Here is a 19,133-nt window from a genome sequence, read left to right on the forward strand (position 1 = left end):
GGTTAGTTAGACCAAAAGTTCGTATAAACTATCATTTCCATGTAAGTTAACATAACGATTATCAAATCTTTCAATCCGATCAATCAATGAATCATAATCACTAGCATCTGAAAGTAAAATCCCAACAAGACAAGGCCCTTTACCTTTATCAGCCCTTTTGATGTACTCAAATCGGGTAATATCATCATTTGGCCCTAAAATATCACTGACAAAAGTTCGTAAGGCTCCTGGTCTTTGAGGAAAGTTAATGACAAAATAATGTTTTAGACCTTCATAAACCAAAGCTCTTTCTTCAATTTCTTGCATTCGACTAATATCATTATTTCCGCCGCTGATGATACAGACGATATTTTTACCCTTGATTTCATCTTTAATAAGTTCAAGTGCGGCAACAGATGTTGCACCTGCTGGCTCGGCGACAATTCCTAATTTTGAATACAATTCGAGTATGGTTTGAGAAATTAAACCTTCATCAACCGCAAGCAATTGTTTCACTTTGTCATTAATAAGTTGGTAAGTTTTCTGACCGACAGTCGCAACCGCAATTCCGTCAGCAAATTTATCAATGTGTTCCAAGGTGACGGGCTGACCAGCAGAGTAGGCAGCTTTCATACTTGTTGCCCCTTTTGCTTCAACTCCGATAATTTCAGTTTGGGGATAGCGCTCCTTACTGTAGGCCGTAATTCCTGCAATTAAACCACCTCCACCAATCTGTACAAAAATCTTATCTAAACTTATTGCTTGTTTTTTAGCTTGCGCAAAAATTTCTAAAGCCACTGTTCCTTGACCAGCAATTACATTTTCATCATCAAAAGGGTCTATAAATGGTTTGTCATTATCTTGAGAAAAAGCTTTTGCTGCTCTGGCTGATTCATCAAAAGTATCACCAATTAAACGAATTGTTACATGACTTTCGCCAAAAAATTTAACTTGTGAAATTTTTTGGTTAGGTGTGGTAACGGGCATAAAAATTGTCGCAGAAATATTTAATTGATTTGCAGCAAAAGCAACTCCTTGTGCATGATTTCCTGCGGAGGCACAAACCACTCCTTTAGAGCGTTGCTCATCAGATAATTTACTGATAGAATAATAAGCTCCTCGTAATTTAAAAGAACGAACTTTCTGTAAGTTTTCTTCTTTTAAGTAAATATTTGCTTGATATTTATTGGAAAGGTAAGGGTCTAATTGTAAAGGTGTTTTAGTGACAACTGCTTTTAACAAATCATAGGCATCTTCAACCTCTTTGGCACTTATCATTTATGTCATTCCTCCATAAAATGCTTTTATGTTTTTGTTCAATCAATAAGAGAAATTACTGATAGATTTTAAAGGCATCGTCATCACCAGATTGTGTGAATGGCATTGCTTGACGTAGCTCTGCCCCAATTTTTTCAATTTCAAGATTTTTAGCAGCTTCGCGATAGGCTGTTAATTTTGGACGTCCCGCTTTGAAGTCATCAACGAAATCTTGAGCAAATTTTCCAGATTGAATATCAGCCAAAACAAGCTTCATATTCTTTTTAACTTCGTCAGTAATAATCCGTGGACCAGTCACATAATCGCCAAACTCAGCAGTATTTGAGATGGATTGACGCATTTTAGTAAAACCACCTTCATACATGAGGTCAACAATCAATTTCATTTCGTGCAAAACTTCAAAATAAGCCAATTCGCCAGCGTATCCAGCTTCTGTCAGTGTTTCAAAACCGGCTTCAACAAGTGCTGTCAAACCTCCACATAGAACAGCTTGTTCTCCAAACAAATCTTCTTCTGTTTCTTCTTTAAAAGTTGTTTCAATAATTCCCACTCGAGCACAACCAATTCCTTTGGCCCAATCCATTGCGATTTCACGCGCATGACCACTTGCATTTTGGTGTGAAACAAACAAAGCTGGTGTACCAAAACCTTCAGTATAAGTCCGACGGACAAGGTGACCTGGAGCCTTAGGTGCAACCATAAAGACGTCAACGTCTTCTGGTACTTTAATATAGCCAAAATGGATATTAAATCCATGAGCAAAACCAAGTGCTGAACCTGCTTTCAAGTTTGGTTTGATGTCCTCTTCATAAATGGATTGTTGAAGTTCATCTGGCGCCAAAACCATAATAACATCAGCTTTAGCTACTGCTTCTCCTACTTCAAATGTTTCAAAGCCATCTTCTTTTGCTTTATCAAAAGATTTTCCGTGGCGCACACCAATGATAACGTTGTGACCAGAATCACGCAAATTCTGTGCGTGAGCATGTCCTTGTGAACCATAACCGATTACTGCAATTTGCTTTCCAGCAAGTGCTGATACTTCTACATCATCTTCATAATACATTGTAACTGCCATTTTTGTTTCCTCTATTTTTCTATTTATTTGTTAACTTATTTAAATTTAGCCACGCTCAAAACCTGCACTACCTGTCCGAGCCATATTTAGAATACCATAAGGACTAACAACATCAATAAGTGCTTCGATTTTTGCTGAATCACCCGTTAATTGAATGGTGACATTTTCCAGATTGACATCAACTACATTTACTCTAAAAGGTTCAATCATTGTAAAAATTTCTGCCCTAATGGTCGGTGGAGCTGATACTTTAATCAAGACGACTTCACGTTCTACATGAGGCAAATCTGTAATATCAGCTACTTCAATCACATCTATTAAGCGATTTAATTGTTTAATGATTTGTTCTACTTCATCAAGATGATCAACTTCAATAACAAAAGTGGTATGAGTTAAGTCTTGACTTTCTGTAACTCCAGCGGTAATTGAGAGAATGTTCACTTGCCTTCGATTGAGAACGGCGGTAAATCGATTCATAATTCCTGTTACATTATGAAGTTTTGCGATAATCATTCTACGCATTATCTACCTCCTCATTCTCATCAGTAAAATGAAGTCCAATCATTTCGTCATTGTGTAATCCAGCTGGTATCATTGGTAAAACATGCTCAGATTTTGAAATTAGAACTTCAATAAGCATTGGCTCATCTTCTGTAATAATTTTTAAATCATCAGCCAAAGTTTTTGGATTATCTAACTTAACATGTTTGATGCCATAAGCTTCGGCTAACAATTGAAAATTGGGTTCAACATCAAAAACCGATTGTGAACGTCGCTCTTCATAGAATGATTCTTGCCATTGACGTACCATTCCCAATGAATGATTATTAATCAGAACAACTTTGATTGCAATACCGTAGCCATTAAGTAATGCTAATTCTTGATTAGTCATTTGAAAGCCACCATCGCCAACAAAAACAATGACATTTTTATTTGGCTGTGCCAGCTTTGCACCGATTGCTGCAGGAATGCCAAAGCCCATCGTTCCCATTCCCCCAGAAGTAATAAGTTGCCTTGCATTTTTATAAGGATAATATTGCGCCACCCACATTTGATGTTGCCCAACATCGGTCACAATGATTGCATCTCCTTGAGTGTATTCTCCAATTAATTTAATTGTTTCCTGTGGACGGATATCATGGTTTTGGGGCTCATAAGTAAATGGTGCTTTCTCTTTATTTTCAATGACAGTTTTAATCCAATCATTAAAATCAGTCTTGACATTATTTAATTGCAAAAGTCTGCTTAAAGCCACTTTCAAATCAGAAAGGATTGGAATATCGGTTTTTACAATTTTGCCAAGTTCAGCAGCGTCAATATCAATATGAGCAACGACAGCATTTTTAGCAAATTTTGCAGGATTGGATACAACTCTATCGTCAAAACGTGATCCCAAATTAATAATATAGTCAGCTTCAACTAAAGCCATATTTGCAGCGTATGAACCGTGCATTCCTGCCATTCCTAGTTGCAATTCGTGGCTGATTGGTAATGTTCCTAAGCCAAGCAATGTAGAAACAACTGGAATTTGATATTTTTCGACAAATGCTCTGAAAATATCAACTGAGCCAGAATAATTAATTCCTCCGCCAGCAATAATGACTGGTTTTTTACTGACAGAAAGTTCTGTCAGTAATTCTTGCAATTGTTCATCAGTCGCTTTTTCACTTTCGTGATAATGAGGAAGATTCAAGCTTGGGTCATTAATTTCAGTGACTTCAAGGGTGGAAACATCTTTTGGTAAATCGATTTCTACTGGCCCAGGACGTCCTGTCCTTGCCAAATAATAGGCTTCTGTAACAATTCTTGGAATATCTGCGGTTTCCCTAATTTGATAATTATATTTTGTAATTGGGGCTGTAATTCCAACAGTATCTGCTTCTTGAAAAGCATCTTTACCAATTGACTGACGGCCAACTTGACCTGTGAAAACTAACAATGGGACTGAATCAAGATAAGCGTCAGCAATTCCAGTTACTGCATTAGTCGCTCCCGGTCCAGACGTAACAACGACGACACCAACTTTACCAGACGATTTAGCGTAACCTTCGGCTTCATGCGTTGCTCCTTGCTCATGACGGGCTAAAATATGTTGAATTCCTTCAAAATTATGAATCGCATCATACAAGGGGAGCATGGCCCCACCAGGATAACCAAAAATAATTTCTACTCCAAGTTCTTTTAAGGTTTGGAGAACAAGTTGGGAACCGGAAGTAGGTTTTTCTAACTTTATTTTTTTCATTCAAACCTTTCTATAAATCTGTAACGCAACCTTCACTAGCGGGGCGCGTAAGTTTGGCAAATTTTGCAAGAACACCACGCGTTGCTTTAGGGGCTGGCTTTTGATAATCGGCACGTCGTTTAGCAATTTCTTCATCAGAAACTTTTAAACTAATACTATTATTCACCGCATCAATTTCGATAATATCATCATCTTCAACTAAACCAATCAACCCACCTTCAACTGCTTCAGGGACGATATGCCCCACAACAAAGCCGTGGGTGCCACCAGAAAATCTTCCGTCAGTAATGAGTGCACAAGACTTTCCAAGTCCGGCTCCAATTAATGCTGAAGTTGGTTTTAACATCTCTGGCATTCCCGGACCTCCGACTGGGCCAATATTTCTAATGACCGCAACATCACCGGCATGCAATCGGCCAGACTCAATGCCATCGATAAAGTGTTGTTCTCCATCAAAAACACGAGCAGTTCCTTTGAAAAATTCTCCTTCTTTACCAGAAATTTTTGCAACAGAACCCCCTTGGGCAAGATTACCGTACAAAATTTGTAAATGTCCAGTAGCTTTAATTGGATTTTTTAGTGGTCGCATAATATCTTGACTGTCAAAGTCCAAATCTAATGCTTTTTCAACATTTTCAGCCAAAGTTTTACCTGTGACGGTCAAACAATCACCGTGAAGTTTTCCTTCTTTAAGTAGGTATTTCAAAACAGCAGGAAGGCCACCAATTTTGTGCAGATCTTCCATCATATATTTTCCGCTCGGTTTGAAATCGCCAAGAACAGGGGTAATATCTGAAATTCGTTGGAAATCATCTTGCGTAATTTCTACACCTATGGCATTTGCCATTGCAATGATATGAAGCACAGCATTGGTTGAGCCTCCAAGGACCATGACAATTGTTATAGCATTTTCAAAAGCGTCTTTGGTCATGATATCACTTGGTTTAATATCTTTTTCTAATAAATTTTTGATGGCTGAACCAATTTCATCACACTCTTCTTGTTTTTCTTGACTGACTGCTGGATTGGAAGAGGAATAAGGTAAACTCATTCCCAAAGTTTCAATAGCGGCAGCCAGGGTATTGGCAGTGTACATTCCTCCGCAAGCACCTTGTCCTGGAATGGCATTACAAATGACGCCATGATAATCTTCATCAGAAATATTTCCAGTGATTTTTTGCCCCAGAGCTTCAAAGGCCGAAACAATATTTAATTTTTCACCTTTATATTCGCCATGTTTAATCGTTCCGCCATAGACCATAATTGACGGACGATTTAAGCGAGCCATTCCGATAATTGACCCTGGCATATTTTTATCACAACCAGGAATGGCAACGATGGCATCATAATATTCTGCGCCAGCATTAGTTTCGATGCTGTCAGCAATCACTTCACGACTGACCAAAGAGTATCTCATGCCAAGCTTTCCATTGGCAATTCCATCAGAAACTCCAATTGTATGAAATTGAAGTCCAATCAATCCGTCAGTTTGGTTGACAGAACTTTTGATTTTACTCCCAAGTGTTCCCAAGTGCATATTACATGGATTTCCGTCCCAATCCATGCTGACGATTCCGACCTGAGCTTTTTTGAAATCCTCATCTTTAAAACCAATGCCGTAGTACATCGCTTGAGTCGCTGGTTGTGTTGGATCTTGAGTCAATGTCTTAGAATATTTATTGAGTTCCACTGATTCAACTTTTCCGTTATATTTGAATTCCATATGTTATCTTTTTGACCTCCCCGTAAATTTACATAGAGCTATTTTATCACTAAAAAAATGAAAATACAATAATTTGTCAGAATATTCTATATAGTCTATAAAATACTTTTGCTTTCCTTTCTCAGTTAGCAGGAATTACAAAATATTTCTGCTCAAAACGGTGAACTTCTACTTTTTCTTGATAAAAATCAGTAAGTATCTTTTCATTTAATAAGTTTTCTTTTTTCCCTGATTGAATCACTTTTCCTTCTCTTAAAAGTAAAAGGTGAGTAAAAATATCAGTGATTTCATCGGGATGATGAGAAATATAAATGAGTGTTGGTGCGGTTTTTAATTGATTAATCTGCTGCAGTTGCTTTAATAATTTTTCTTTAGCAAATAAATCTAAACCGTTCGTTGCTTCGTCCAAAATTAAAAGCTCAGGCTTTAAAATTAAGCTCCTAGCAATAAGAAGAACTTGCTTTTCTCCTTGAGAAAGGCTGGCATAATTTCGGCCAATAAGTGATTTTACGCCCATTTGTCTTAAAAGCTGACGGGCCTCATCAAGTTCCTGATCTGTGTAGGGTTTATAGAGCATGCTCGAATTAAATTTCCCAGTATAAACAAGGTTTTCAGCCTTAATATTTGGTTGAAATCTTTCAGCAATAAATGAGCCAACTACGCTGATTCTTTTTCTCAACTTAGGAATTTCTCCATTTCCAAATTGAGTATTTAAAACAGTGATTTCGCCAGAAGTTTTCCATTCTTCTGCTAAAATCAATTTCAAAAGACTTGATTTTCCAGAGCCGTTGAGGCCCAGAATAACCCAATTTTCGCCGGGATTTACTTTCCAAGTAATATCTTTAAGAATTTCTTTTTTATTTCGAGTAAGATTTACATTCTTTAAATTAATAATTGTCATTTTTAGCTCGCTCTTATTGATTTTTTTGTTCGTAAGCTGAGATTGCTTCTTCATATTGCAAAGTTATTCCAATATCATCTAAGCCATTAATTAATTTGTCTTTCCAAATGGGGTCAATCTCAAAATGAAAGTCACCAAGGCTTGTGATGATTAGCTGATGGGGTAAATCAATTGTAATTTCTTCTTGACTTGACAGTTTTGTCAGTTGATTTAGAACTTCTCTTGGTTGTTTAATTGGTAACAAGCCATTTTTTAAAGCATTATTATAAAAAATATCTGAGTAAGAGCCAGCAATAATTGCCCGAAAGCCGTAATCTGATAAGGCCCATGCCGCATGTTCTCTTGAAGAACCCGAACCAAAATTATCTCCTGAAATTAACAGAGAAGCTTTTTTGTATTTTGGAGCATTCAAAATAAAATCAGGATTCTCATCGTAATCTTTGAGATAACGCCATTCATAAAATAAATTTTTCCCAAAGCCCTTTTTATCGATTGCTTTCAAAAATTGTTTAGGAATAATTTGGTCTGTGTCAATATTATCGTTCATGACTGGAACACTTGTCCCTTTGTAAATCGTGAATTTTTCCATCTTTTTTTCTTTCTACAGACTAATCTGTTACGAGCGTTCTAACATCTACAAATTTACCAGCGATTGCGGCGGCAGCGGCCATAGCTGGAGAGCACAGGTGCGTTCTTGCATTATGCCCTTGACGTCCTTCAAAATTTCGATTAGAGGTTGAAGCACAATGAACGTATTCTGGAATTTGGTCAGGATTCATTCCAAGACAGGCTGAGCAACCCGGTTCCCGCCATTCAAAACCAGCTTCTTTAAAAATTTTATCAAGCCCTTGTGCTTCAGCCGCTTCTTTCACAGGTCTGCTTCCAGGGACGACAATTCCTGTCAGTCCATCAGCAATATGTCTGTCTCCAATAATTTTTGCAGCTTCTTCTAAATCACCAAGTCTAGCATTCGTACAAGAACCAATGAAAATATAGCCTAAATCTATGTCAGAAGCGGTTTGGCCTGGCTTTAAATCCATGTACTGATAAGCACGTTCATAATTCAAATCATTGTTAATTTCCGGAAACTTTTCGCCAAATTCTAGGCCCATTCCGGGATTTGTTCCCCATGTCACCATTGGTTTCAACTGGCTGACATCAAGGCTTAAAATCTTATCGTATTGTGCATCGGAATCACTGACAAGTTTTTCCCATTTACTGACAGCTTCATCAAAGTTTTTAGGTTCATGTTCACGCCCTTTGACATAGTCATAAGTTTTTTCATCAGGATTCATCAGGCCAATTTTTGCCCCAAATTCAATTGACATGTTACAGATTGTCATCCGTTCTTCCATGCTTAAATCACTGATAGTATCCCCACTATATTCAACCGCATAACCTACACCTGCATCCACACCATATTTAGCAATTAATGCGAGGATAAAGTCTTTGCTATAAATTCCTTTTTGTGGATGACCTTGAAATTCAATTTTCATACGCTTGGGTTTAACTTGCCAAATGGTTTGAGTTGCAAGAACATGTTCAACTTCACTTGTACCAATTCCAAAAGCAATTGCACCAAATGCTCCATTTGTTGCGGTATGACTATCGCCACAAACAATTGTTTTTCCCGGTTGAGTTCTGCCAGATTCAGGTGCTACCATGTGAACAATTCCTTGTCCTTTTCCACCATGAGTCTCCGCTGGAACATCAAATTCTTTGACATTTTTAGTAAAAGTATCAATTTGTTTTTTAGAAATCAAATCTTGAATATTAAAAATATCTTGTGTTGGAACATTGTGGTCAAGAGTTCCGTATGTCAAATCTTTTCTCCGAACACGACGTCCTGCTTCACGTAAGCCCTGAAATGCTTGCGGACTCGTAACCTCATGAATAACATGAAGGTCAATATAAAGCAGTTGAGGTTCTCCCTCATTTCCAGCAATCACATGCTGATCCCAAAGTTTATCAAATATTGTTTTACCTGACATTTTTTTATTTCCTTCTTTAAAAATTTATTCTGACAAATTCTGTCAGTAATTTTGTACTTTCTGTCAGTAATATTTACTGACAGAATTGTCGGTTACGCTGATAGTTCTTTTATTTACAACTAAAATGCTCACTATTCAATCGCAATTACTGACAGAACTGTCAGCTGCGCTGACGGTTCTTTTATCTACAACTAAAATGCTCACTATTCAATCGCATTTTACTGACAATTTTTCAGGATTGCTTCTGTCATTTCTTTAGTTGTTGCGGTCCCACCTAAATCTTTAGTCAAAATTCCGTCAGTAAAAGTTTGGGTTACGGCTTTTTCAATCATCGCAGCCCCCTCTTCTTGCCCAAAAGATTCTCTTAGCATCATGGCAATTGATAGAATCATCGAAACAGGGTTCGCAATTCCTTTTCCTGCAATATCTGGTGCCGAACCATGAATTGGCTCATAGAGTGCTAGACCGTTAAATCCATGCGAACTCGAAGGCATCACTCCTAAGCTACCGGCCAAACTACTTGCTTCATCAGAGAGAATATCACCAAATAGATTTTCAGTGACTATCACATCAAATTGTTGCGGATTAGTAATCAGTAACATCGCACAAGAATCGACCAATTGGTGCTCTAATCGTACATCAGGATATTCGTCAGCAATTTCATCAGCCATTTTTCGCCATAATTTAGAAGTTGCAAGGACATTTTGTTTATCAACCGAAGTCACTAATTTTCTGGGCCGACTTTGAGCACTTTTGAAAGCAAAATGAAGAATTCTTCTTATTTCATCAGCAGAATAATCATTGACATCCCGTGCTTTGTCATCTGCCAATTCATGCTGACCGAAATAGATTCCCCCTGTCAGTTCGCGAATCACTAGGAAATCAACATTTTCAACATTTCGGATGGGAGAAAGTTTTTTTAGAGCCGGATAAATTTTTAATGGACGAACATTAGCATACAGTCCTAATTCTTTTCGTAAAGCAAGTAGCCCTTGTTCTGGTCTAACTTTTGCATTGTTGTATTTAGGATGACCAATTGCAGCGAGCAAGATTGCGTCAGCATTTTTAACTGCTTGCAAAGTTTCTTCTGGTAAAGGATGACCATGCTTATCAATTGCAATTCCTCCAAAATCTTTAGCTTCTAATTCATACTCAAAATCAATTTTTTTACTGACAGCTTTTAAAACACTTAAACCAGCTGACATAATTTCTGGCCCAATTCCATCTCCCGCAAGTGTCACAATTTTTTTAGACAATATTTTTCACCTTAAATTCCATCATGAGCTGAAATTTGTTCAACCTTTCCTTGTAAATTTTCTTTTTGAACTAAAACATTAGCGTTCATGTAAGCAATGGCGCTTCCTTTCAATACATCATAATCAACACCTTTAGCATTAAATATAGTGCCTGTAGATAGATTTTCAACAGAAACCAAAGTCGTTGCTTGTGCATCAATTCCATCAGTTACAGCATCAACTGAATAGGAAATTAATTTTAGTTGATGATTAAAGACTTTATCAATAGCTTTAAAAATTGCATCCACTGAACCTGCCCCCTCTCCTTGGCTAACATAAATTTCCTCTTCTTGATTTTTTAGTTGCACCAATGCCTTGTGCCCATCAATTTGAACATTATCAAGTATAAATCCAGCTAGATTTTTTACCGTTTCTCCTGTAAACAAGGCATGAATATCTGCGTCAGTAATTTCTTTTTTCTTGTCAGCTAATTTTTTAAATTTTTCAAATAAAATTGCAAGACTTTCATCGTCATAAGCAATATTAAGTTCCGTCAATTTTTCACTAAAAGCATGACGACCAGAAAGTTTACCTAAAGGCAACGAATTATGCTTTATTCCGACAAGTTCTGGTGTAATAATTTCATAAGTTTCAGCATTTTTAAGGACACCATCTTGATGAATTCCTGATTCGTGTGCAAAAGCATTAGCACCAACAATTGCTTTATTTTTTGGAATAGCAATTCCTGAAAATTGTGAAATTAGTTCTGCCGTTGCAGCAGTTTCTGAAAGTTTTAAAGGACTTTGTGCCTGATAAAAATCTTTACGAATATGTAGTGCCACAGCAATTTCTTCAAGAGCAGCATTCCCAGCTCGCTCTCCAATACCATTGACAGTTCCTTCAACTCTCCCAGCCCCAGCTTTAATTGCAGCTAATGAATTAGCTACAGCCATTCCTAAATCATCATGACAATGTGGACTAAAAATAATTTCTCTCTCAGACTTAGTATTATCAATCAAAAATTTAAAAATTTTTCCATATTCTTCTGGCGTCGTATAACCGACAGTGTCAGGAATATTAATATAAGTTGCTCCAGCATCGACAGCCGTTTGAACAGCCTCTAAAAGAAAATTCAACTCCGTTCTTGTTGCATCCTCTGGAGAAAACTCAACAACCTCGACCCGTTCACGTGCGTATCTCACACACATATCAATATTTTTCAAAACTTCTTCGGGACTGATTTTAAGTTTATATTTCATGTGAATAGGTGAAGTTGCAATGAAAACATGAATTTGCGGATATTTAGCCCCCTTTACCGCTTCAACCGCTTTATCGATATCTGAGATAACACAACGAGCTAATGCAGTGACAGCCGTATCATTCAAAGAATCAGCAATTTGCTTTACTGCTTCAAAACTATCTGGACTTGCCGCAGGAAAACCAGCCTCTATGACAGAAATCCCCCATTTTTCCAGTTGTTTAGCAATCGTTACTTTTTCTGAAATGGAGAAACTAACGCCCGGTGTCTGTTCGCCATCTCTCAAACTTGTGTCAAAGAATTCAATTTTTCGCATAATATTACCTCTATTTTTTATTAAGAAACAAAAAAGACGCCCGTGAGGACGTCTCTCGGTCCTCGAAATGACTATCGCCAAACAGGACCCACATATTTTAGCCACAAAAGCTAATGTAGGTCCACCTTGATCAACAACAATGAAAATTGTGTGTATGTCATTTCAAGTTCCTCTTTTTTTGTTAATTTACATTATAATACTCTTAATATTTTAAATTGTCAATAAAATAATAATATTTAATGCATTTATTTGTATTAACAAGAATTTAACAACAAATAGATTACAACTTCTCCCTTTAATATTCAATTAAATCCACAATAATTAAGCTTGTTAGAAAATATACAAGCAATTTTGTTGCTTTAGGTAGACATAAAATGATTAAATTATAATGGATTCTAATGTACTAATAAGATTAAGGAGAAATTATGACTCAAGATTATCGAGTTTTATTATATTACCAATATGTCCCAATTGAAGATGGAGAAACTTTTGCCCAAAAACACCTCGCAAACTGTAAAGAATTAGGTTTAAAAGGACGCATTTTAGTTGCTGACGAAGGTATCAATGGAACTGTTTCTGGTACTATCGAGCAAACAAATGCCTACATGGAATTGATGAAAAATGACCCTCGCTTTAGCTCAACAATTTTCAAAATTGATGAAGCCGAGCAAAATGCTTTTAAGAAAATGCATGTTCGTTATCGCCCTAAATTAGTCAATTTAAGTTTAGAAGATGACGTCAATCCCTTGGAACTTACTGGGGCTTATCTTGATCCAAAAGAGTTTCGTGAGGCCATGCTTGATGAAAATACAGTAGTGATTGATGCACGAAATGATTATGAATTTGACTTAGGGCATTTTCGTGGCGCCATTCGTCCAGAAATAAGAAGTTTTAGAGAACTTCCACAGTGGATTCGAGATAACAAAGAACAATTCATGGAAAAACGTGTTTTAACCTACTGTACCGGTGGAATACGTTGTGAAAAATTTTCAGGATGGCTCGTTCGGGAAGGCTTCAAAGACGTTGGTCAACTTCACGGAGGAATTGCCACATACGGAAAAGACCCAGAAGTTCAAGGAGATCTCTGGGACGGACAAATGTATGTTTTTGATAGCCGAATCGCAGTTCCAATCAACCAAAAAGAACATGTCATTGTCGGACGTGATTGGTTTGATGGAAGCCCATGTGAACGTTACATCAATTGCGGAAATCCAGAATGTAACAGACAAATGTTAGCTTCAGAGGAAAACGAAGCAAAATATCTTGGTGCTTGTTCACATGAATGTCGAGTTCATCCCAATAACCGTTACATCAAAGCCCACCAACTATCAAATCAAGAAGTTCAAGAACGTCTTGCGCTACTTGAGAAAGATTTAGCATCATAATATAAAAAGTCTATTATTCTTTAATAGACTTTTTATTTTTATCAATTTTCATCCCACTAAAAGTTGCTAGTTCGTGAAAACCAGCTTTTTTAATTAAAGTTCTTGCTTTATGAATTGAAAGCCAATCACGCTTTGCTATATGACTATCCGTTCCTAAAGTTATAAATTTTCCACCTAATTTTTTAAAATTAATCAATAAATCACTATAAAATTGTTCAGTTTTCGGATCATCAAACAATCTAGTATTTATTTCTAATGCTTTTTCTTTTGAAGCTAAAGCCTGCAAGATTTCAAATAAAATCTCCCGATTCTCTGCAAACTTTATAGATTTATCCGTGTAAGGTCCATATCTAGCAACATAATCTAAATGACCAAATGAATTATAATTCTCAAAATTTTGAACAACATCTAAACAAGCTAAAAGATATTCTCTTTGTGCTTCTTCTTTTGTTTTCTGTAGATAAAATTCTGTTCCGTCATAAACTTCAATATCTCCAATTTCATGAACAGAGGCAATCACAAAATCAAAAGGAGCCGAATCAATAAACTGATTAATTTCTGATTTAAAACGTAAATCAATTCCCATTTCCAAACCGATTTTTATATTAATTTCATCTTTAAATTCCGCTTGCAATTGATTAATTTCTTGAAAATATTCAGGTAGATTTAATGAAAAATCCATTCCTGGGAAATAAAAATCTCGATGCTCTGTAAAACAAATTTCGTCCAAACCATATGCTATAGCTTCTATCACATGCTTTCTAGGAAGCTCCTCACTATCAGCCGAAAAATGAGAGTGGAAATGATAATCTATTTTTTTCATTTAATCTGCCGTCCTTGTATGAAATTTCTTCTTATTTCCCTCTAGCTGATGCCGTTCTTTTGCTTTTTGCCGTACTTCTTCTAGAGAAATACCTTGCTGATTCATTAATACAAACAAGTGATAAAGTAAATCATCAATTTCTCCTAAAAGTTCTCCTTTATCTGAATTTTTACTAGCAATAATCACTTCACTTGCTTCTTCACCAACTTTTTTTAATACTTTATCAATGCCCTCTCCAAGCAAATAATTCGTATAAGATTTTTCGACTGGATGTAACTTTCGGTCGACGATTTGCTTCTCCAACTCTCTGAAAATATCAGAGTCATCAAAAGGAATAAGTTCATCATAAAAACAAGAGTAAGCACCAGTATGGCAAGCATTACCAATTTGTTCAACAAAAACCAGTAAAGTATCTTGGTCGCAATCCAAACGCATTCCTTTTATTTTTTGAAAATGACCTGATTCTTCTCCTTTGTGCCAAAGTTTTTGTCGTGAACGTGACCAAAACCAAGTCTCACCAGTTTCAAGCATTTTCTCAAAAGCCACTTCATTTGTATAGGCAAGCATTAATACTTGATTTGTTTGATAATCTTGAACAATAACAGGAATAAGTTCCTGCTTATGAAAATCTGGTCTCATAATGTCTCCTTCTTAATAATTCTTGCTGGAATATTATTTTTTATAAGTTCGTCTTTAACTTCATCAACTGTTGCTTCGCCATAATGAAATAATGAAGCAACAAGGGCAGCATCGCTTCTTGTATTTTGAAAAACTTCAACAATGTCCGAAATCTTCCCACAACCGCCACTTGCTACAACAGGAATATTAACAGCAGTACAAACGTCATTCAGCATTTCCAAATCGTAGCCTGTCTTTGTTCCATCCTTATCCATTGAGGTTAGTAAAATTTCGCCTGCTCCTAATCTTTCACACTTTTTAGCCCAATCAACTAAGTCAAGACCTGCATTTTCACGCCCACCTTTGATATAGACATCATATCCCCTATGGTCTGCTCGTTTTTTAGCATCAATAGCAACAACAACACATTGAACGCCAAATTCGTTAGCCGCTTGACGAATAAGTTCAGGATTTTCAATTGCAGCTGAGTTGACGGATACTTTATCAGCTCCTCTAGCAAGAATTCTTCTAAAATCGTCAATTGAACGAATTCCTCCACCAACGGTTAATGGAATTGAAAGTTCACGCGCCGCCCGACCAATTAATTCACCAATAATTTCACGTTCTTCAAAAGATGCTGTAATATCAAGAAAAACAATTTCATCTGCACACTGTTCTTCATATATTTTGGCCAATTCCACTGGATCACCTATTTCTCTTAAACCCACAAAATTGATTCCCTTAACAACCTTACCATTTTTAATATCAAGACAAGGGATGATTCTTTTAGTTAGCATTCCTGAACTCCTTTTCAAGATTAATTTTCCCCTCATAGTAAGCTTTCCCAACGATAATTCCATAGAAGTCAGAACGAGTTGCACGTTGAATATCAGAATTATCCTTTACACCTCCAGAAATAATCACGTTTAGGGAATTTTCCTTTGAAATTTCATCATAAAGTTTAAAATTTGGACCTGTCAGTGTTCCGTCTTTGGAGATATCAGTAATAATAGTGGTTTTAACCCCTATTCTCTCTAATTTTTTTAAAAATGACAGGTAAGGAAGACTTGTTTTTTCTAACCAACCACTTGTTGATACAAAACCCTCTCTAATATCAACTCCAACAACGATTCTGCTTGGACCATATTTAATTAATAATTCCTTAAGAAAATCAGGCTTTTCTACTGCTGCGGTTCCTAAAATCACTCGTTCCACACCAATTTGTTCAAGATACATTCTAACTGTATCGAAATCTCTAATTCCACCACCAATTTCGATTTTCAATCTTGTTTCATCTTTTATTTTTCGCACAAGCTCTAAATTACGAGTTTGTCCTATCTTAGCACCATCTAAATCAACCAAATGGAGGTCAGTCGCTCCCATTCTTTCAAATTTTTGAGCAATTTCAAGGGGATTTTTTGAATAGACCGTTTTCTTATCATAATCTCCTTTGTAGAGACGCACGGCTTCACCATTTTGCAAATCAATTGCTGGAATAATCTTCATTTAAATTTCCTCCAAGAATGCTTTTAGTATCTTTCTGCCAATTTCTCCACTCTTTTCAGGGTGAAATTGACAGCCTATCACATTATTTTTTCCAACAATTGCCGGAATTTTTACTTCGCCATAAGTGGTGTAGGCAATGAGTTCATCATCAGGACAAGTCGCCTGATAAGAATGGACAAAATAGACCTCATCATTATCAGACAAATAATGAGTTGTTGGACTGGTTTTAGCCAGGTTTAATTGATTCCATCCCATATGCGGAATTTTCTCATTAGTTTTGATTGGAATTACCTCTCCCTTTAAAAGTCCAAGACCTTGTCTTTCTTCTATCTCGTATCCTTTTTCAAAAAGCACTTGCATCCCTAAACAAATTCCCAATATTGGTATTCCAGCAGCAGCTCGTTCTTGTATAAGTTCAATCAAATTAAACTTTTTTAAATTATTCATTGCTGTAGGAAAAGCCCCAACTCCTGGAAGAATAAGTGCATCTGCTTTACGAATTTCCTCTAAACCTCTTGAAATCACTGTTTCTTGTCCCAATCGTAAAAATGCGGCCTGTACACTTTGAAGATTTCCGATATTGTAGTCGATGATAACAATTTTTTTCATAATGCTCCTTTCAATATCAAAATATACTAAAATTCAATTTAACCAAAAACCTCACAGCAGCCAACCAATTTCAAACGATCAACATCGATTCTATCCCGACCATAAGCATCAAAAAATCGGTCACGATATTGATCAGTACCAATATTAAAATTAAGCGTCCATGCACCCCAAAAGAGGTCAATATGTCGGTCGCCAACACCTGCACAATCCAAATCAATAAAGCCTTTGAACTTCCAATTGTCTAGGATTATATTAGGTAAACAATAATCTCCATGTAAAAGCGTATCATTCTTTAATAGCAATTTTTTATTTTCTATATAATCATAAGCTTCTTCTGTTGTTCGGATATTATAATTATTGACAAAATCTAGATTTGAATGCTTTATACTTGCGTTCTTTTCGACTTTCTTCAAATAACGTTCAGAATGGTCTAATATGGGACAATCCTCAAAATTTTGTTCATGAAGAAATCGTAGATTTTCAGCAAGACTATCACACAGACGTTTTGGATTATTAAGATATTTTTTAGTCAAATAATTATCTCCTTGAATTTTTTTCTTGAGTAAAAAATCTTGGGATTGTCCTGATAAATAAGAAATATATCCTAAACCTAACTTTTTCTTTTGAAAATAAGCAGTCATTTCAGCTTCTCGCTCTAAAGTTTTTGATGAAGCTATTTTTAAATAATATCCATCTTTCTTATCAATGAATAACACTTGAGCTTCAGGAGAGGAACTGCTATCATAAATTTTTGCATCTTTTAGCGTATTGTGAAGTGCTTCAGGAAATTTTTCAATATTAATACTTAATTCTTTTGGATTCGTCATAACACTCCCTTACTGCTCGGTATTTCTCCAACTTTCGCTTCATCAATACTTACAGCTTGTTTTAGCGCTCTCGCTGTAGATTTAAACATGCCTTCAATAATATGATGCGTATTTTGCCCATAATGTTCGTTCAGATGTAAAGTAATACCAGCATTAAAAGCAAGGGCACGAAAAAATTCTTCAGTCATTTCTGTATCATAGCCACCAAGTTTTTGATTTCCTGATAAATCAGCATGAAATACCAAATAAGGTCGTCCACTAATATCTAAATCACAAGTCACCAAAGCTTCATCCATTGGAATGGTAAAACTTCCATAACGTCGAATACCGAGCTTATTACCTAATGCTTCGCTGATACATTTGCCAAGAGCAATCGCAACATCTTCAATGAGATGGTGCGGGTCCATCCCTACTGTTTCATGATCCCCATGTCCTATGATTTTTAAGTCAAAATCGCTGTGAAAGGTGAGAAGTGTCAGCATGTGGTCGAGAAAACCAATACCTGTACTAATGTCCGCTTGACCTGTGCCGTCAAGATTGATGGAAAGTTCGATTTGTGTTTCTTTGGTATTACGCGTGATGTGTGATATGCGTGTCATAACAGCTTCTCCTTAGTTTTTTTAAATATCAAATGATGTAATCGTGCGACTGGATACAGCGTTTGGTCTTTCGCTACTTTTTGCTCTAACTTAAGCATGGGTTGATACCAGTTGTCTGTTCCTTTGATTTCTGCGTTTTGTGAAATACCGTAAAAATGACGAATTCCAAATTTTTCTTGGAGTTTCAGTTTGTAATTTGCCACAAAATCTGTCAGCCAATCATCGTCATAAACTAGGATATCGCCGTGGTTGTGCGAAGCGACAGCTTCACTTTCATAAACATCAAGCGCTGCCCGCGGATTATCACGTCCTGCTGCCATTTCTATCATGCTACCGTACTTGCTGTGCTTGACAATAGAAAGCGTGCCACCATCTGTCAAAAGTGACAAGAGCAATTCCAACACGACTTTTCGGTCGAGGACGTATTCTAAAACATTGTGAATGAGAATCACGTCGTAACGCTCATTTTTAACAGTTTCTGCAAAGTCGTCAAAAGTTCCTGTCAACTGACGAAAAGTTTGGTCAGACATCATCTCGAGCTTTTCTACATCAGGCTCATAGCCCGTGACTTCAAATCCCTGTTCCTCCAAAAATGTTTCCGTCCGTCCAAATCCAGAGCCGAAACTCAGAATTTTTGAATCTTTTGTCAAATTTGGTAGGAGCTGTGGAAAAAGTAAGTCATAGAACATCCGACCCCACGGTTTTTCGAAAACTTCTGCGTAATAATTTTCTTGTTTTGTCATGTTTTTCTCCCTACTATTTTTC

19 protein-coding genes are annotated in these 19,133 nt (G+C 36.5%); 1 reads left to right on the forward strand and 18 read right to left on the reverse strand.

What is annotated here, in order from left to right:
* Positions 1–6: 6 nt before the first annotated feature.
* The 10 genes from ilvA to HFD15_RS11875 all read right to left on the reverse strand — a co-directional run bounded on the left by ilvA (position 7) and on the right by HFD15_RS11875 (position 12,001).
* On the reverse strand, positions 7–1,257 hold the full coding sequence (ilvA, locus tag HFD15_RS11830) for a threonine ammonia-lyase IlvA (protein WP_017864495.1): 1,251 nt from the start codon (positions 1,255–1,257) through the stop codon (positions 7–9).
* 55 nt (positions 1,258–1,312) lie between these two features.
* Complete coding sequence (gene ilvC, locus HFD15_RS11835; protein WP_015426406.1) at positions 1,313–2,335, reverse strand: ketol-acid reductoisomerase; 1,023 nt, start codon at positions 2,333–2,335, stop codon at positions 1,313–1,315.
* 45 nt (positions 2,336–2,380) lie between these two features.
* Complete coding sequence (gene ilvN / locus HFD15_RS11840; protein ID WP_010905839.1) at positions 2,381–2,857, reverse strand: acetolactate synthase small subunit; 477 nt, start codon at positions 2,855–2,857, stop codon at positions 2,381–2,383.
* The gene (locus HFD15_RS11845; RefSeq protein ID WP_058208184.1) at positions 2,850–4,577 is read right to left on the reverse strand and encodes an acetolactate synthase large subunit; all 1,728 of its coding nucleotides are present in this window, start codon (positions 4,575–4,577) and stop codon (positions 2,850–2,852) included. Before HFD15_RS11845 ends, ilvN begins: the two co-directional genes overlap by 8 nt.
* A 10-nt stretch (positions 4,578–4,587) precedes the next feature.
* A complete protein-coding gene (ilvD, locus tag HFD15_RS11850; RefSeq protein ID WP_167593661.1) occupies positions 4,588–6,300 on the reverse strand; it encodes a dihydroxy-acid dehydratase in 1,713 nt (570 codons plus the stop codon).
* Between the two features lie 121 nt (positions 6,301–6,421).
* Positions 6,422–7,201, reverse strand: a complete 780-nt coding sequence (locus tag HFD15_RS11855) for an ABC transporter ATP-binding protein (RefSeq protein WP_023189262.1) — start codon at positions 7,199–7,201, stop codon at positions 6,422–6,424.
* Between the two features lie 13 nt (positions 7,202–7,214).
* Positions 7,215–7,790 carry a 3-isopropylmalate dehydratase small subunit gene (gene leuD, locus HFD15_RS11860; RefSeq protein ID WP_003131129.1) on the reverse strand — a complete coding sequence of 192 codons (576 nt, stop codon included), beginning with the start codon at positions 7,788–7,790 and terminating at the stop codon, positions 7,215–7,217.
* Positions 7,791–7,809: 19 nt separating this feature from the next.
* On the reverse strand, positions 7,810–9,192 hold the full coding sequence (gene leuC / locus HFD15_RS11865) for a 3-isopropylmalate dehydratase large subunit (protein WP_039115453.1): 1,383 nt from the start codon (positions 9,190–9,192) through the stop codon (positions 7,810–7,812).
* A gap of 218 nt (positions 9,193–9,410) precedes the next feature.
* On the reverse strand, positions 9,411–10,448 hold the full coding sequence (leuB, locus tag HFD15_RS11870; protein WP_039115451.1) for a 3-isopropylmalate dehydrogenase: 1,038 nt from the start codon (positions 10,446–10,448) through the stop codon (positions 9,411–9,413).
* An 11-nt stretch (positions 10,449–10,459) separates the two neighbouring features.
* Entirely contained in the window at positions 10,460–12,001 is a 1,542-nt protein-coding gene (locus HFD15_RS11875; protein WP_167593660.1) for a 2-isopropylmalate synthase, read from the reverse strand.
* Positions 12,002–12,426: 425 nt separating this feature from the next.
* Here HFD15_RS11875 and HFD15_RS11880 point away from each other — a divergent pair, with 425 nt between their 5' ends.
* Complete coding sequence (locus HFD15_RS11880) at positions 12,427–13,386, forward strand: rhodanese-related sulfurtransferase (RefSeq protein WP_167593659.1); 960 nt, start codon at positions 12,427–12,429, stop codon at positions 13,384–13,386.
* 13 nt (positions 13,387–13,399) lie between these two features.
* On the opposite strand, the gene HFD15_RS11885 is transcribed toward HFD15_RS11880, so the two are convergent.
* From HFD15_RS11885 to HFD15_RS11920, 8 genes are read right to left on the reverse strand one after another with little or no spacing between them, the layout of a single operon-like run.
* Entirely contained in the window at positions 13,400–14,209 is an 810-nt protein-coding gene (locus HFD15_RS11885; protein ID WP_058208188.1) for a histidinol-phosphatase, read from the reverse strand.
* Positions 14,210–14,848 carry a bifunctional phosphoribosyl-AMP cyclohydrolase/phosphoribosyl-ATP diphosphatase HisIE gene (hisIE, locus tag HFD15_RS11890; RefSeq protein ID WP_058208189.1) on the reverse strand — a complete coding sequence of 213 codons (639 nt, stop codon included), beginning with the start codon at positions 14,846–14,848 and terminating at the stop codon, positions 14,210–14,212. It abuts the gene before it with no gap.
* Positions 14,845–15,624, reverse strand: coding sequence for an imidazole glycerol phosphate synthase subunit HisF (gene hisF, locus HFD15_RS11895; RefSeq protein WP_012897811.1), 780 nt, complete (start codon positions 15,622–15,624; stop codon positions 14,845–14,847). Before hisF ends, hisIE begins: the two co-directional genes overlap by 4 nt.
* On the reverse strand, positions 15,614–16,333 hold the full coding sequence (gene hisA, locus HFD15_RS11900) for a 1-(5-phosphoribosyl)-5-[(5-phosphoribosylamino)methylideneamino]imidazole-4-carboxamide isomerase (protein ID WP_012897810.1): 720 nt from the start codon (positions 16,331–16,333) through the stop codon (positions 15,614–15,616). The genes hisF and hisA overlap by 11 nt, the downstream gene beginning before the upstream one ends.
* Positions 16,334–16,942 carry an imidazole glycerol phosphate synthase subunit HisH gene (gene hisH / locus HFD15_RS11905; protein ID WP_058208191.1) on the reverse strand — a complete coding sequence of 203 codons (609 nt, stop codon included), beginning with the start codon at positions 16,940–16,942 and terminating at the stop codon, positions 16,334–16,336.
* Between the two features lie 38 nt (positions 16,943–16,980).
* Positions 16,981–17,769 carry an aminoglycoside 3'-phosphotransferase gene (locus HFD15_RS11910; protein ID WP_167593658.1) on the reverse strand — a complete coding sequence of 263 codons (789 nt, stop codon included), beginning with the start codon at positions 17,767–17,769 and terminating at the stop codon, positions 16,981–16,983.
* Positions 17,766–18,368: an imidazoleglycerol-phosphate dehydratase HisB gene (gene hisB, locus HFD15_RS11915; protein WP_023189272.1), complete on the reverse strand. Its 603-nt coding sequence runs from the start codon at positions 18,366–18,368 to the stop codon at positions 17,766–17,768. The genes HFD15_RS11910 and hisB overlap by 4 nt, the downstream gene beginning before the upstream one ends.
* Positions 18,365–19,111, reverse strand: a complete 747-nt coding sequence (locus HFD15_RS11920; protein ID WP_235586235.1) for a methyltransferase domain-containing protein — start codon at positions 19,109–19,111, stop codon at positions 18,365–18,367. The genes hisB and HFD15_RS11920 overlap by 4 nt, the downstream gene beginning before the upstream one ends.
* Positions 19,112–19,133: the final 22 nt, after the last annotated feature.

It is taken from the genome of Lactococcus sp. EKM203L (genome assembly GCF_011800585.1).
GTDB lineage: Bacteria > Bacillota > Bacilli > Lactobacillales > Streptococcaceae > Lactococcus > Lactococcus lactis.